Consider the following 15,103-nt stretch of genomic DNA (forward strand, 5'->3'; position numbering starts at 1 on the left):
TTTTTTCGGTTCGGTTTTACCTTTGCGAATACTTACAATGTTGTCAGAAATATTCGTTTTAATTTATATCAATATTGTATCATATATCTTTCAGAATTGCAATAGGCAAAGGCAATAAATATCCGAGTGAAGATTTTATGACTTTGCCGCAATTTATGTTTTTTTACGTCAGTTATGTACGGTGCGCCTGATTGCGCACCACAAATCATAGGCAGAGGTTGTGCTCTATCAATCCCTCCGTGCAGTCAAACAAGTCGTTGTCCCCCGACATAAATACGGCAACCTTGTATTTTTTATCGCTGTACTTGTCTGCAGTATTCTGCACGAATTCGCTGATACTATCGTCCTCCTGCTCCTGATTTGTCAGCCAGATCTCTACGATCCGCTTATTTTCACTGACGTTAATTTCCAATAGGCAACACTCCTTTTGATTCATTTTTGACTTTGGGATTTAAGTTATTCAATTTTGAAAAATGCGGCAATGTCCTTTGATTTTCTGTTACGACTCCTGAAATCACACCGATTTTACGTGATTTTCAGTACTTACGACCCCTGAATTCTTCAAACCTCGAATTTATGACCCCATAAAAATTATGCACAACAATTTTGCTGAAACTGCGTATTTTCGGCACTTTTGCGGTCAGCTTTGCTGTCCGCTGTGACTGCATCGGGGGCTTACGACCCCGATGCTTTAACTTGCTTTACAATATTTCGATTTGCTTTAACCTCTGCATATCGGTGATCGTGCAATACTGACAGGAGCAATTTTTACCGGACTTTCATTCTCTCATCAGAAATCACCGTTAACCGCCTCGGACGTCGCACACATTCGGCGTGTATGGGCTTTAACCAACATAGGTGGGGCAAGGATACCGCCGAGAATCGGCAGGCTCACACGGGCGAGATTTCGGCGTTTCTTGCCGTGCGCAGTTCGTTACTCACCGCAGAGCATTCAATCAAGCGACTGGTTTCGTTACTTACCTCATCACAGAATTCAGCGTCTATAATATCATCTTCTTTCATAGCCTTTTCATAAAATTTCGATATCAAATCTGCCGCCTTATCAGGATGATCCAGACAGTAGTTCCAGAACTGATAACATTGTATTTCCATTAGCTTACGCTTAAGCTTTTCGGGATTGCCGTCGCACTCCGCAAGAACCTTCGGCGTAACATAAAATCCGTACTTCCTTATCGTCGGGAGCACCTCGTCGCATATCCAAGCACGAAACTGTCTGCCGATCGGTAACCTTGAATTGAAAATCAGCGAATACAGATCTCCCTCGCTGATATAATTCTTCACGATAGTTTTTAACGGACTTTGCGGATGCGGAACAGTAAGCTTTATTGGCTCGTCGCAATGGTCTATGATAGCTTTTCTCGGATTGTGATATCCGAGAACCTTTGCACACTCCGATGCGGGGAAGTACAGCTTTCCGTTAACTTCAACACACTCAAGCTGACCGAACTCTGTGTCCGCAAAAGGATTACCATCAATTATCATTAATTTTTTCAACTTCATAAAAATTCCTTTCCATAGCAGAAAAATGAAAATCGCAGATGCGCAATTTGATATTCCGCCTCCATTTCGTTACGCACCTACCAATACTTATCTCTACTATACATTCTTTCTTCTGCTATATTAATATTATTAGTATGTTATATTAAAGGTATGTCTATGTGACACGGAGGGTATCGCAATTTATGTAATTCTGACCGCGTTACCAATTCGTTACATACCACATTGAATTTATTTAGACAACAAAAAAGCTCGCACATATTTCAAGTTCACGATTAGTGCAAAAGGATATAATTATCCCGTTGCTATCAAAATCGTGCCTTAAATATGTACGAGCATTATGCTCTAAATGTATTTGCCAATATGTTTATGTAAGTAAAAGGCACTTATTTATTAAATTGTAATTTTATGTTAAATGCTGTTGTTTCTATTTGATATTATAGCATTAGAACACTCGTTTGTCAAGGGCTGATAAAAAACTTTTTGGCACTCAAATATTTTTATTCTCGGAGAGCGCTTTGTTTTGAACTACAAGTATATCACACAATGCTACAAATTTCAGTAACCAACTTAAAGCATAAGCAATAAACCTTTAAAATGGACTTGACTTCTCCCTAAAACAGAGTTAACATACGACAAAATGTGCAGTATACGCCGAAATTATCTTATAATATACCACTATAAGAAAAAAAAATCAATCCACGGATTGACTAAAACTGACAAGATTTACTGTATGTTTTGTACAAATTCAACGAACGAAATCTCACAATCTGTATATTTAATTGCAAAATATCAAGGATTTTAGGCTGTTTTTAACTCTTTTTTCTTCTATTTCTGGTCAAAAATCTCGTCAAAACGGGTGTATACTTAAAGTACATATTTTAAGGAGGTTTCGCCATGTCAAGACGAGGAAAAAACATATTCAAACGCAAGGACGGTCGCTGGGAGGGCAGGTATATTTCAAGTTACATGGAAAACGGTAGAGCAAAGTATTCGTCTGTTTACGCTTACAGCTATGTGGAATGTTCGCAGAAACTACAGCTTGCTAAAGTTGATTTGTTGCCGAAAAACGATCCGATAACGGTATCAGAACTGTTCTCGGTATGGCTTGCAAGTCGCAAAAATAGCATTAAATCATCAACCTATGTCAGTTATCGCACTATGTATCAGAATTACATCGCTGCGCCGTTCGGAGATATGCGTGTTGGCAGAGTGACTTCATTTATAATCAATCGCTATGTGTCCGAACTGTTGGAATGCGGCGGAGATGACGGAAAAGGGCTTTCATCAAGGAGCGTGCAGGCAATTCTGATCATGATGAAATCTGTATTCGCATACGGAGAAACTGAATACAAGCTAGATGACCCTGCTAAAAATGTATCGCTGCCAAAATCGGAACATAAGGAAATTGAGGTTTTTACAAGCGTTGAAATGGCAAAAATCCGTCAAAATGCTTTGTGTGATGACTGTCAAATACTTGGCGTTCTGCTGTGTCTTTATACGGGTCTGAGAATAGGCGAGATATGCGCTTTGAAATGGCAGGATATTGACCTTGTAAATCAGGTAATTCATGTATGGAAAACGCTCCAGCGGATTAAAAATCCGAACGGAATTAGTCCTAAAACTATTGTAATAATCGATGAGCCTAAGAGTGCAAAGTCTATCCGTGATATTCCTATTCCGACTTTTATGCTGTCGCAGATTGCTAAAATCAAACGAAATGTCAATCCTGACTGCTACTTCCTGACTTGCTCTTTGAATTATACCGAACCGAGGACTTATCAGTACAGGTACAAAACTTTTCTGAAACACATTGGTGTAACGTATAAGAATTTTCATGTTCTGCGGCATACCTTTGCTACGGAGTGCATTCGGCTTGGGATTGATGTAAAGACGGTCAGTGAGCTGCTGGGTCATGCAAGCGTGAAAATTACTCTTGAAAGATATGTGCATTCCAACATGGATATGAAGCGTAAACAGCTTGAAAAACTGTATGCTTATGTTTAGCTTTTCTTTTTTATTTCTGGTCAGAATTGTGGTTGGAAAGCTCCGCAAAGCCTTGATTTATCGGGGATTGCGGGGCTCTTTTTCTTATAGTGGTATATTATAAGATAGGTATAGACACTTAGATTTATTCAAGTGAAGGAGCTTTATTATGTTTTGCAAAAAATGCGGAAAGAAATTATCAGACAACACAGTTATTTGTCCCGTTTGCGGAGAACCTACGGGAATGCAGCCGACGCCTTTCCCTCAACCAAAACCTACGGGAATGATGCCGCCGCCTTACACTCCACCAAAACCTACGGGAATGATGCCGCCTTACACTCCACCACAGCCACCCATTCATCCGGATCCTGCCACTCAGGTGAGTTATTGCCGTAAATGCGGTGCTGCTTTGCCTTATGGGCAGACTCTATGCAGCAATTGCCAAGCAGGTCAACTAACCGGGCAAAACCCGAAAGTAATAACATTTATGATCTCACTCTTATTATTCTATATGAAAGGTGAGATTAGAATGGAACAGAATTTTATTAAAACCAAACTTCCGAATGCGATTTTATTCATACCATTTGGCACTAAACGAAAAAGTATTCCTATTAATCAAATTTCATCAGTCAATTCAAATTTCTCATTGAATCCAAAATCCTTTATTTGCGGACTTGTTGCTTTAATTGCTGCCATTATATGCTTAGGTGGATCTCCTGCATGGGGAATTATATTGTTATTACTGGCAGCATTGTATATTATAGATTCTTTTACAACAATGCTTGTCATAGAAAAGACATCGGGAAACGTAGAAGAAATTCCATTTTACATTATGGAAAAAACAAAATGTGAAAACATTGAAGAGATGATAAATCAGATTATTTCTCAAAGAATGTATTCAACCATGCAAAATAATTTTTAGGAAGTGACCAGCTATGTTTTGCAAAAAATGCGGAAAGAAATTATCAGACAACACAGTTATTTGTCCCGTTTGCGGAGAACCTACGGGAAAGCAGCCACGCCCTCAGCCGCAGCCTGCTCCTGCCCCTCAGGTGAGTTATTGTCCTAAATGCGGTAATGCCGTTGCACCTAATGCGGAATTCTGTCTACATTGCGGATGTGTTTTAAATAACTTCAACCCTCAAGATGGAGGATTTGCAGCAATAATGAAAACTAATAAAAAACGTAATATACTTATTGCTATTATATTAATGTTGTTTATTGTTATAATTGCTTTTATTTTATTCAGGATATTTGAGAGCAACGAGAGTAAGATTCAAGGAAAATGGTTGCTTTATTCTGATGGTACCGAATTGGTAGATAAAGAAGATCAAGTGACTTGGGAATTTACCAATGGAAGGTTACTCATTTCCGGTGCTTATTCCGAGGAAGGCTACTACTCAATCGATGGTGATACTCTTGAAATATATGATGATGATTATAGAGTAAGTAAGTTACTTGGACATTCTAAAAGGTATGTAATTGAAAAACTTTCCTCCAACAAATTGATTTTGAGGAAAATAAATACAGATAGAACGTATGTTTTTAAGAGGTTATAACTATGATTTGTAAAGAATGCGGCAATAAAATAGATGATAACTCAACTTTTTGCAAATTTTGCGGATACAAAGTATCTGCGGAATCATCTTGCCAGAAAGCGTATTTAAATACCCCAACCGAAAACAGTTCTGCAATAAAGTCTAAACAAGTGAAAAAAAATATTATAATATCACTATCCTCTATTATAACTGTATTAACTGCTATAGTTTTGATAACAGTTATTATTAAAATACATAATAAACAAGAAAATATTGTCACGGATGACGATTTATCAAAAACAGAGATTGGATCTGGTGTTACTGATAATGCTATTAAAAGCAAATCAGCCAAATCAATAACAGATTCTAATACAAACGTTGAAATAGAGTCTGAAAAAACAGACTCAAATAATAAAACCTATGAATCGATTGAATTCATTGGAATCGATAATTATGACGACTGGTCAGCTGCAAATTTTTATGATACTGACGGAAACGAAGTAGAGTATATCGATAACAAATACTTTTCTGATTTCGAAGAAACAGGTTGTTCAATAACTGTTACTTTAAAATATCTTAATACTGATTATTATGTATTTGCACCCAAAGATGCTGTAGATTGGAATGCTCTTTATAAGCTTGACGGGAATTACATAACCGGTGTACCTACGGCAGCAGATGCAGTCAGCATTAATAATGAATCATATACTTTTCCAAATGAGATCAGTAATGACATTATTGAAAATACAAGAACATTTATACAATCAGACGGTTTTTTCTGTTTATTTGACTTTAAGCCTGAGACAGTTTCTTTCAATCTTTCTGCAAAAGCCATATCTTATCTAAAAAACAACGCTACTATAAACGATGACAATACAGAATATGGTGGGATAGTATTTCAAATGTACGGATGTATTATTACTGATTTGGTAATTGATGTGCCTCTCTCAGTTAATGATGTAGGTATGATTATAAAATCAAACCAGTAAATATTCTAATTATATATAACAAATTTAGGAGGACTTATTATGCCAAAATTAAACCAAAGAGATTTCAATGACGAACCGGTAAAATACGTTACGGAAAAACACGTTGCCTGTGTTTTTCTATTGGATACGTCAAGTTCAATGAACAGCAATGAAGCAATAAAACAGCTTAACGAGGGACTCAGAGTATTCAAGCAGCAGACCCTATCAAGTCTTGATACCCATGCAAAGGCTTGTATTGATGTGGCTGTTGTTACGTTCGACAGTGATGTCAAGGTAATTCAGGATTTTGCTCCGGTCGAAGAAATGGAATTACCTGAACTAAAAGCATATGGAAATACTGCTATGGGCAAAGCCCTGGAAACTGCAATGGATATGGTCACGATGCAAAAAAATAAATACAACTACGCAGGAACACCTTATTTCAGACCTTGGATCTTTTGCGTAACTGATGGTGGTCCAAATGATGATTACCGTGAGTCAGCTGAGAGATTAAAGTGGATGGAGAATAACGGAAAGGCGATTGCATACTGTGTTGGCGTGGACGGTTTTAGAGCCGATATTATGAAACAAATATTTGATCCAAATAATATATACGGATTAAAAAATTGTGATTTCACTGGGCTGTTTAAATTTGTTTCATCCAGTCTGGATGCTTTGAGAAACAGTACTGAGGAATCCGGTTCGTTAAATATTCCTGCACCTGATACAATGTTTAAGGTTCCGCTTGATTGAGCCTGCGGAAATTTTTAAAGATATGAAATAGATCGGAAGATACACTCTGCTGATAAAGGAGTAAGTTTGTAAGAATGATTGGATATTTTAAAATTTCGGCAATAGGAACAGCACATTTAGAAAATCCTGACGGTGTATGTCAGGATTATTCTGATGTGCTAAAGCTTGACAACGGATATACAATAGCTGTAATTGCCGACGGTTTAGGCAGTGCAAGTAAATCGGATATAGGTGCAAAAGTGGCTGTGAATTCATTCTTGGCTTACATAAATTTGCATATTAAAACCAAAAAAAGCGATAAGTTTTACATTGATCTTATATCACAGGCATATCAAGAAGCATATAACAACGTAATGAATACTGCCGAAGACATGAAAATAGATTTTTCGGAATATAATACAACCCTCACTGCTGCGATTTATAATGGTAAAAACTTATATTACGGTCAATGCGGTGACGGCGGTATTATCGTTTTAACGCCGAGCGGTAATTATGATTGTGCAACAGAAGTAAAAAAGGGAGAAGCATTCAATGAAACATATCCGCTCTTGGGCGGTCCCGACAATTGGTCCTTTGGAAAATATCCCGACGAGGTCTGTGCATTAACGCTTATGACAGACGGCATATTTGATATTGTGTGTCATCCTCTGCTTGCAAATGAAGCTCAAAAAATAAATATTCCATTTATCCGCCGATTTATGGACAGAAATATTCTTAGGGCAAATAACAAAACTGATTTTGAAAATCTGCAAAAAAGCATATCTAAATTTGTTTCGGGAAACGGCTTGCCTAATGTAACAGATGATAAAACTATCGTAGGATTGATAAACACTGATATTTTAGCAGATTTAAAAGACGAGGAATATTACAAGGAACCTGATTGGGATAAGTTAAACGAAAACATGAAACGCAAACTCCGTGAAGGCCGCAGACCTACTCCTATTGATATAAAAAAGCCTACAAATATAATCAAAGTAACTCCTACTGGTGAAAGCATAGTAATTAATGATGAATCCAGAAAGTTAAAGAAAAGATTACAAAATTCGTATAGAATCAACCGCCAACTAAGGAAAATCGTTTTGATACAGCTGATAGTGATATTAGTGCTTATTATTATTTGTTCTATCTGTATTGTTTTTTTAAACAAAGGTAACGTTCAGGATACATCGAAAAAGAGTATGGAATCTTCCAGTATAAGTAAGGATAGCGCTTACAACGGCAAACATACGCAGGGAAGCGCTATTGCGGATGATGATACTTCTGATCATGCAGATGATTCTACACAAAGCGATAGTATGGCGTCAAATTCTGAAAATGATAAAGCTAAAGATAAAGCTATAAAAGATGCTTTACCAAGAATGAAACAAGCTCTCCAAGAGGTGGGAACATCGACTCATTTTACTTATATTAATTCAGAAGCTGTTGATGAGCACTATAGTAATATAACGGGGGGTTCCAGCAGTGGCTTCTAATAATGATAGAAGAATTTATTACGATTTGAATAGCGGACAAAAATATGTATTATTTGAAGAAAGCATTACTTCCGGCGGCGAGGGCAGCATTTATAATATAGAAGGTATGCCCGATTTGGTTGCAAAGATCTATCATGAAAAGAATCGTACCGAAAACAGGAAAAATAAACTTCTGGCTATGCTTGAAACAGATTCAAATGACTTGTCTGAATGTGCATGGCCTCACGCCATTCTGTATCAGGATAACAATTTTTGCGGATATGTAATGCAAAAAGTGTCAGGGTTAAGCAGCTTGATAGATTTTTACGTTTATGATAACAGAAAAAAATATTTGTGGTCACAATATGTAAAAGTGGCAGAAAATATTGCTGCCGCCGTGAATAATGTTCACGACAGCGGACATATAATCGGAGATCTGAACCCAAATAATTTCATGTTAGATGTGAACACTGGTCGAGTTATGCTTGTAGATACGGATTCATATCATATCAAAAGTAAATCAGGAGAAATTTTTCCATGTACTGTAGTTACTCCGGAGTTTATTCCTCCTGAGCTTCAGGGTAAAACTTTTGATGAAAATAATGCACGGAATATGTTTAACGAAAGCACAGACAATTTTGCTCTTGCAGTTATTATTTTCAGGCTTTTAATGAACGGCGTTCATCCTTTTTCATGCGTTGTTACCACCAAAGAATCTATGAGTAATTTCCAACCTGTAAAGAACATACAAAATGGATATTGTCCTTATTTTACAAAAAGTAATATTAATGGGAAAATAGCAAAAACGCGCTATTCACCTAATATAGGTATTCTTCCGAGAGATATTCAAAAGCTATTTGAAAGAGCATTTATTGAAGGTCAACAAAGCAAGAGCGCCAGACCGAGAGCAGACGAATGGTTTTACGCACTTGATTCTTTAAGTCAGAGATTGTGCAAATGTACCGACAATCCAAAGCATGAATACTTTATAGGACTAAGCAGTTGTCCTTGGTGTAAGCTTGACATGGAAATAAGAAATAAATCAAAGCCAAATCCGGGAGATTTGAAAATTGACGACGGATGGGAGGAATTTCGCAGGAAGCAAAATAAAGAAAAAGCATCAAAAGATGAAATAAATAGGAAAAAGGAAGCGACAAGAGCATTGATAGCTACGATTCTCATAATATCATTTTTTTTAATACTTGCTTTGATTGGTATTTATTCAGATGAATCCTCCCCAAATTATGCTGAAAATGTTACTGATACATATAATTATTACGATGATACTATCGACAGCAGTTTGTATAAAACAAATTCGATTTTTACTCCGATGTCAACTATAGATAAAAATGAATTGTCAGAAAATAAACAAGAAATATCAATTGAAAATATAGAAACTAATGTTGATGAAATATCGGCTTACGCTGAGATAGACTTTGACGAGGAGGTAATTTGGGATGTTCCCGAAACTATCTCTTCGTATGAGTCGTCTACAATACCTGCACCTACCCTCAGTTTTAGTGTTAATATTTATGATATCGATATATCTTTTGATTCGGACGCAACGGTTTATGACCTTATCGCAGAAACGGATTGCGATAAAGCTTATGTAGATCCATTTTCTAAAAATGGTATTGACTTTTATGATAAAGAAAACGGTCATGCGACCGTAAGCCTTTTCTATGCAGCTCCATGTTCAGGAAATCTATTTATAAAAAAATCAAATGGTGAAGTTTTAAAAAAAATCCCGATAGATATAGCGTGGAAAGACTGTGAATTTGTTTCAAGTAACGAAGATATTATAACATTTGGTGATGAACAGTTTGAAATAAAGTCTACAGGCAAGTTAACGATTTCTTATATTTATGGTGATGATGTTGTAGCAGAAAAGGAAGTTGAAGTAATTTAATACATATTAAGGCGTTGATTATAGATGATTAATACAGGAGTGAGATAGTTTATGTATTATGAATGGTTATTTTTTTAATAAAAATGGTACCTTTATAGCATACTGTTATCCGCCGGAAGATTCCTTTTTATCATGTCAAATTCCGAAAGGAAGCGCAAAATTCGTTTATACGGCATTTGACAAACCCGAAGACGGAACGAGATCGCTTCTGACATTAAAAAATGATGAGCAATATATTATAAAAATTGATTATAAGACAAAAACGATAGAAGTATATACGGAAAAAAGGAAAAATACTCAACAAAGCCACAATTTCAAAGTAATTCATAGGAAGTGACATACAATGAATAAAAGATGCCCTAAATGTGGGAAGCTGCTAAATGAAGATGCGAGAAGCTGTAATATATGCGGATATAAATTTAAAATTAATATACCCTACGATCCCAACTACGATCCCATTGTTATGAGGAAATGCAGCAAATGCGGCACCGGATTTACCATTCACAGCTCTAACCCAGGAAAATTATGCCCCAATTGCATGGAAAATAGGTCTAAAATAAATTCTTCCCGGAAGAAAAATCGTGTTGGGAAAATAGCTGCTTGTGTTTTTTCTGTTGCAGTTCTGGGAATAGGAGCTTTTTTTGCATATAAATATCTATCCTCAAATAAACCTACTGTTCAACAAGTCCAAACCGCTTATGAAAGCTATGAAAAGGTAAACTCTACTTTGAGAGATATAATATCCGATCCTGATTATAAGAATGGATCAGAGAACGACAAAAAAGAAAAAATCGAAAATGCATTAAACTGTATGGTCGAGGAATCAATGATCAGCGACATTGACTACAGTGAAGATACTATGATTTATGAATATGTCTATAACGATGGCTCTTTGGGCGGAGTAATGCTGGAACCTTTTGACGAGAGTGTTAATGGAATAGCAAAAAACTATGCCGATATAGATCAAAACGGTCAAATCAAAGCAATCGATAATAAAGTAGCCTTTGATTCGGAAAAATATTCATACAGCAAAACTGATATGAAAGCAAAAGTAATGTATGGTCTTGGATACGATGATATGCTTGAATTGTTAAATCAGCGTTCAGATGTGTGGACAAGCGAAAAGCTTTTAACAGATATCGACACAGATTGTACTGTTGCAGATTTTGCAGAGGAATTGGCTGGATATGATTTTATTGATATTGAAGAGCATGGTACACTTTATAATGATACTCCTATTATATGTACAAAGGAAGTTGTGACTGAACAAAATATCGGAGAATATTTTGATGATATAATTAACGGTAATATTATTCAAGTGACATATGATGACGATAGCTCCGGAAATACTTATTACTGTATTATGCCGTCCTATTTTACATCTCACTATAAAAATAACGAGCTTGAAGGATCAATAGTATTTTTAGGTTCCTGTAAAGCATACATAAACGATAAGCTTGTGAATGCATTCAAAGACGCAGGAGCATTAAGTGTAATTGCAAATACAGAAACAGTATATACATATTACAATTACTATATTCAGGACGCATTTGTTTATAGCTTAATGTGCGGAGACAGCATAGACGAAGCCCTTGATTTTGCAACAGATATCTGGGGTGAAAGTGATATAGAATGGGCTGATATGTATCTAACCGATAATGAGATCAAGCCAGAAGTTGCTACTCCCAAAATTGCAATAGGAGGTCAAAATAAGCTTGTTGAAGTAAATGAAAACACATCTCAACAAACGCCGGAATTCGTTGAAGAAATATTAAGCTGGTCGGAAGAACATGAACCTATGGACAGCGGTACCGGTTGGCTTGATTCATATGAAATGTATAAAGGTTATATTGGTCATAATTATGCTGAAAAGGATGAAATGTGGTTCCAGGATCTAACCGGAGATGGGGAACCTGAACTTATTATTGGCGGATATGGACTTATGATCGGACAGGAGGAGCAAAAATGCTTCACTGTTTATGAAAAAGATAATGGAATTATTGCAACGGGAGAAGATCTCTATACCGTATGGAGTAGTAACAGAAGTGATTATGGACATGATGCGTTTACCTTTACTCCATATAAAGATTCAAACGGAAAAATAATATTGGCAGACGGACAATTTTATGCATACACAGGTACAGATCTTCCTGAAGATGCAGGCGCATATACCTTAAATGAAGTTGTTTTAGGAGAGAACGATAAAAAAGTAAGGTGTACCGAGAAGATATACTTTAATTATGACGGTGAAAATAAAAAGTATTCTTCATTTAAAGTAGGAAATGATGAAACTACATCAAGTGAAGTCATTAATGCATATAACAATTATTTTGCAGATAAAACTCCTTTAAAAGCGTCAGTTAAAACTATAAAAAAGCTGGATTATCTAAAAATGACTCAGGAAGAACGTAAAAAGGCATTGACTGAATCTTATTATGCTTTTAAATATACCGAAGATAAAAGCATTAGGCCTCCGCTTAAAGATATGATCGATAGTATTCCTAGAGACAGTTCTGATAAAAAGGACACCGATAACATAGAAAAAAATAAAAATCCCGACGATGGTAAGAACACTGATGTTAAAGATATATACAGTGCATATCTTGACAAATTATCGGAATTAAATCAACAATCTTCCGTAGAACCCGCTTACGCTTTATTTGACATAAATAGAGATGGTACAGATGAATTGATTTACATATATGATATAGCAGCAGCAGCCTCAAGGTTTCATGTATATGAATATGACCCTGATGATGGATCGGTAGTATCTACAGGTGATAGTGATACTGGCTGGGATGATCTGTATTATTCAAAAACGCTCAATTGCCTTGTAAATTATTATTCTCATGGTTGTGATGTTAATGCAAATACACCCAGTGGAATAATAACCTTTCTTACAAAGTATTCCTTGTCTAATGGTAAATTAACGTCAGAGGAAATTTATAAAGGAGATGCACTTGAATTTTCTGAGAATGAATATTCATATTACAATTTTTACGAAATAACTATTGAGCAATGTAATGGCTGTACTATTGATGATTTAAAATCAAATGCCGAAAGAAATAAATTTTGATTGATACGGGTTGAAAAATATAAAGGAGGTCGGTAATATATGGACTTAAGGAATTGCACAAAACAAGAATTGTCTCAAATGCCTTATGAATATGTTCGTGAAGCATATTATCAGCACAACCCGAACGCTGTATGGATATTAGGAGTATTTTTTCGTCACGGAAAAAATGGTGCACCTCAAAACTATGAGAAAGCAAGACAGCTCCTTGAAATAGCTTACGAATATGAAGGTGCAGGATCGGGATTTATTTTGGGGAATATATATGAAGAAGGACTTGGAACAACTGTTGATCTAAAAAAAGCAGAAGATTATTATTGTGCATTTTCTGAAGAAACGCATGATCCAACCGGATACTCAGCCGCAGCTTTTTTATATCTGAAAAATGAAAACTTGCCGAATAGAGATGAAAAAATTCCGGAGTATCTAAAGAAAAGTGAGGCATTAGGCGGATGTCCATTATCAGATACGCTTATTGGTCAGTTATATATTGCAGGTACACCAGACTTTCCGAAGGATATTAATAAAGCTGTATTTTATCTTGAACGTTCAAAAAATTATAAAATACTTGGTGATTTATTTTCAGATGAAAAAAATATTGAGCCAAATTATAAATTAGCAAGCTATTATTATGAGCTCGGAATGTCGGATAATATGGATTGTTGTGCAAAATATGCATTTTTAAATTTATATTATGGTTCTATAAATGAATCGTGGACAAATGTCCCAAAAGGTATATCAGTAGCAAAAAAATATTTAAAAACCAATAATAATTATGAAAGTTCATTTTTTATTTTAAAAGCAATGTTTCTTTTTTTTGATAAAGCGAAAAATATTGAAGGTCTTGAATTGTGTACTGATTATTTATATATTATTGGTGAATGTAATAGTGATTCTGAAGATAAAAATCAATTATATTATTCAATTATTGATTCATTAAGTGATCTATATATAAATGAAAACCATACGGATAAATTAGATGGTCTTTTATCAAAGCTTTCTAAAATGACTGACGCTTATCCTCAGATTGCTGAAATCACATTTTATTTAGAAGGCTTATTATGTTATAAACACGGTATCTTTTGTTTAAATATAAATGAGATTTCAATGGCTTATGATTCTTTTGATTCAGCATATAAACTTGGGCTTGAAGATGCAAAAAAATTTTTGATCAGATTCAAAAGGGATATTTTCGGAAAATTAAAATTCAGATAGGGAAATGATAATTATGGATTATGTAGAAATGAATAAATGCGGTTCCTGTAAGTATTATACTTATGAGGGGGAATATAAGAAAGGCTATTGCAGTTGGTATAAATCTTATTACTATGCAGATGACTCGTGTAGCCATTGGGAAGAGGGAAACATATCAAGCACCGGAGGATGTTTTTTAACAACAGCTTGCTGCGAACATAAAGGCTTACCTGATGATTGCTACGAGCTAACAACATTAAGATCTTTAAGAGATCATTATATGAAACAGTCTGTTTTCGGAAATGGGTTAATAAAAATTTACTATGAAACAGCACCTGCAATTATAGAAAAGATCAACAAATTAGATAGAAAAGATGAGATTTACAATGAAATCTATAGTAAAATCGTTTATATCGTAGATCTTATTGAAACTAAAAAATACGACGATGCTGTATGTGAGTATGTACGTATGATGTTTTGGGCAGAAAAATTATGACTCGTAAAATTAATAAATAGTATACTAAAAGACATTTTCAATATAGTGACGTATCCATTAGGTCCTATTTCGGTTCTGAAAAAACAACTGTGTAAATGCGTATAACACCCAAAATAAAATCAATACTATATTTGCAGCCAAATAGGGCAACGCTGAGGAGCGACCCTATGCAAGCTGCGAGATAAAACGGTGGAAAGCAGCGGCAGCAATGTCGCTG

Annotated in this window: 13 protein-coding genes and 1 pseudogene; 11 read left to right on the top strand and 3 right to left on the bottom strand. The window is 35.5% G+C overall.

The window, feature by feature from the left end; genetic code table 11:
• Positions 1-205: 205 nt before the first annotated feature.
• Positions 206-412, bottom strand: a complete 207-nt coding sequence (locus tag AB5Z01_RS00540; RefSeq protein WP_041337442.1) for a hypothetical protein — start codon at positions 410-412, stop codon at positions 206-208.
• A gap of 479 nt (positions 413-891) precedes the next feature.
• Positions 892-1,521 carry a Bro-N domain-containing protein gene (locus tag AB5Z01_RS00545; RefSeq protein ID WP_051706933.1) on the bottom strand — a complete coding sequence of 210 codons (630 nt, stop codon included), beginning with the start codon at positions 1,519-1,521 and terminating at the stop codon, positions 892-894.
• 894 nt (positions 1,522-2,415) lie between these two features.
• Here AB5Z01_RS00545 and AB5Z01_RS00550 point away from each other — a divergent pair.
• Both AB5Z01_RS00550 and AB5Z01_RS00555 read left to right on the top strand, forming a co-directional pair.
• Positions 2,416-3,525, top strand: a complete 1,110-nt coding sequence (locus AB5Z01_RS00550) for a site-specific integrase (protein ID WP_041337443.1) — start codon at positions 2,416-2,418, stop codon at positions 3,523-3,525.
• Positions 3,526-3,673: 148 nt separating this feature from the next.
• A pseudogene (locus tag AB5Z01_RS00555) lies at positions 3,674-3,736 on the top strand (zinc-ribbon domain-containing protein); the annotation flags it as partial.
• Between the two features lie 82 nt (positions 3,737-3,818).
• Here AB5Z01_RS00555 and AB5Z01_RS00560 read toward each other — a convergent pair.
• Positions 3,819-3,989, bottom strand: coding sequence for a hypothetical protein (locus tag AB5Z01_RS00560; RefSeq protein WP_242993199.1), 171 nt, complete (start codon positions 3,987-3,989; stop codon positions 3,819-3,821).
• 44 nt (positions 3,990-4,033) lie between these two features.
• Between AB5Z01_RS00560 and AB5Z01_RS00565 the strand changes: the two genes are divergently transcribed.
• The 9 genes from AB5Z01_RS00565 to AB5Z01_RS00605 all read left to right on the top strand — a co-directional run bounded on the left by AB5Z01_RS00565 (position 4,034) and on the right by AB5Z01_RS00605 (position 14,886).
• Positions 4,034-4,426 carry a hypothetical protein gene (locus tag AB5Z01_RS00565; RefSeq protein ID WP_242994584.1) on the top strand — a complete coding sequence of 131 codons (393 nt, stop codon included), beginning with the start codon at positions 4,034-4,036 and terminating at the stop codon, positions 4,424-4,426.
• 13 nt (positions 4,427-4,439) lie between these two features.
• The gene (locus AB5Z01_RS00570) at positions 4,440-5,063 is read left to right on the top strand and encodes a zinc-ribbon domain-containing protein (RefSeq protein ID WP_117928300.1); all 624 of its coding nucleotides are present in this window, start codon (positions 4,440-4,442) and stop codon (positions 5,061-5,063) included.
• Positions 5,064-5,065: 2 nt separating this feature from the next.
• Positions 5,066-6,031: a zinc ribbon domain-containing protein gene (locus AB5Z01_RS00575; protein ID WP_041337447.1), complete on the top strand. Its 966-nt coding sequence runs from the start codon at positions 5,066-5,068 to the stop codon at positions 6,029-6,031.
• 39 nt (positions 6,032-6,070) lie between these two features.
• Positions 6,071-6,763 carry a VWA domain-containing protein gene (locus tag AB5Z01_RS00580; protein WP_041337448.1) on the top strand — a complete coding sequence of 231 codons (693 nt, stop codon included), beginning with the start codon at positions 6,071-6,073 and terminating at the stop codon, positions 6,761-6,763.
• A gap of 74 nt (positions 6,764-6,837) precedes the next feature.
• Positions 6,838-8,235, top strand: a complete 1,398-nt coding sequence (locus tag AB5Z01_RS00585) for a protein phosphatase 2C domain-containing protein (RefSeq protein ID WP_117858697.1) — start codon at positions 6,838-6,840, stop codon at positions 8,233-8,235.
• Positions 8,225-10,123 (top strand): hypothetical protein, encoded by a 1,899-nt coding sequence (locus tag AB5Z01_RS00590; RefSeq protein ID WP_117864417.1) that lies wholly within the window; start codon positions 8,225-8,227, stop codon positions 10,121-10,123. The genes AB5Z01_RS00585 and AB5Z01_RS00590 overlap by 11 nt, the downstream gene beginning before the upstream one ends.
• 343 nt (positions 10,124-10,466) lie before the next feature.
• Positions 10,467-13,199 carry a hypothetical protein gene (locus tag AB5Z01_RS00595; protein ID WP_368365198.1) on the top strand — a complete coding sequence of 911 codons (2,733 nt, stop codon included), beginning with the start codon at positions 10,467-10,469 and terminating at the stop codon, positions 13,197-13,199.
• 39 nt (positions 13,200-13,238) lie between these two features.
• Entirely contained in the window at positions 13,239-14,411 is a 1,173-nt protein-coding gene (locus AB5Z01_RS00600) for a hypothetical protein (protein WP_332009025.1), read from the top strand.
• A gap of 13 nt (positions 14,412-14,424) precedes the next feature.
• Positions 14,425-14,886 carry a CFI-box-CTERM domain-containing protein gene (locus AB5Z01_RS00605; RefSeq protein ID WP_147337891.1) on the top strand — a complete coding sequence of 154 codons (462 nt, stop codon included), beginning with the start codon at positions 14,425-14,427 and terminating at the stop codon, positions 14,884-14,886.
• Positions 14,887-15,103 lie beyond the last annotated feature (217 nt).

The organism is Ruminococcus sp. RTP21359st1_H3_RTP21359_211015, assembly GCF_040909065.1.
Classification (GTDB): Bacteria; Bacillota; Clostridia; order Oscillospirales; family Ruminococcaceae; genus Hominimerdicola; species Hominimerdicola aceti.

Excerpts from the sequence above, each read along its gene's own strand:
- AB5Z01_RS00595 (WP_368365198.1), top strand. The coding sequence starts at position 10,467 with ATGAATAAAAGATGCCCTAAATGTGGGAAGCTGCTAAATGAAGATGCG.
- AB5Z01_RS00550 (WP_041337443.1), top strand. The coding sequence starts at position 2,416 with ATGTCAAGACGAGGAAAAAACATATTCAAACGCAAGGACGGTCGCTGG.
- AB5Z01_RS00585 (WP_117858697.1), top strand. The coding sequence starts at position 6,838 with ATGATTGGATATTTTAAAATTTCGGCAATAGGAACAGCACATTTAGAA.
- AB5Z01_RS00600 (WP_332009025.1), top strand. The coding sequence starts at position 13,239 with ATGGACTTAAGGAATTGCACAAAACAAGAATTGTCTCAAATGCCTTAT.
- AB5Z01_RS00605 (WP_147337891.1), top strand. The coding sequence starts at position 14,425 with ATGGATTATGTAGAAATGAATAAATGCGGTTCCTGTAAGTATTATACT.
- AB5Z01_RS00580 (WP_041337448.1), top strand. The coding sequence starts at position 6,071 with ATGCCAAAATTAAACCAAAGAGATTTCAATGACGAACCGGTAAAATAC.
- AB5Z01_RS00570 (WP_117928300.1), top strand. The coding sequence starts at position 4,440 with ATGTTTTGCAAAAAATGCGGAAAGAAATTATCAGACAACACAGTTATT.
- AB5Z01_RS00560 (WP_242993199.1), bottom strand. The coding sequence starts at position 3,989 with ATGTTATTACTTTCGGGTTTTGCCCGGTTAGTTGACCTGCTTGGCAAT.
- AB5Z01_RS00545 (WP_051706933.1), bottom strand. The coding sequence starts at position 1,521 with ATGAAGTTGAAAAAATTAATGATAATTGATGGTAATCCTTTTGCGGAC.
- AB5Z01_RS00575 (WP_041337447.1), top strand. The coding sequence starts at position 5,066 with ATGATTTGTAAAGAATGCGGCAATAAAATAGATGATAACTCAACTTTT.
- AB5Z01_RS00565 (WP_242994584.1), top strand. The coding sequence starts at position 4,034 with ATGGAACAGAATTTTATTAAAACCAAACTTCCGAATGCGATTTTATTC.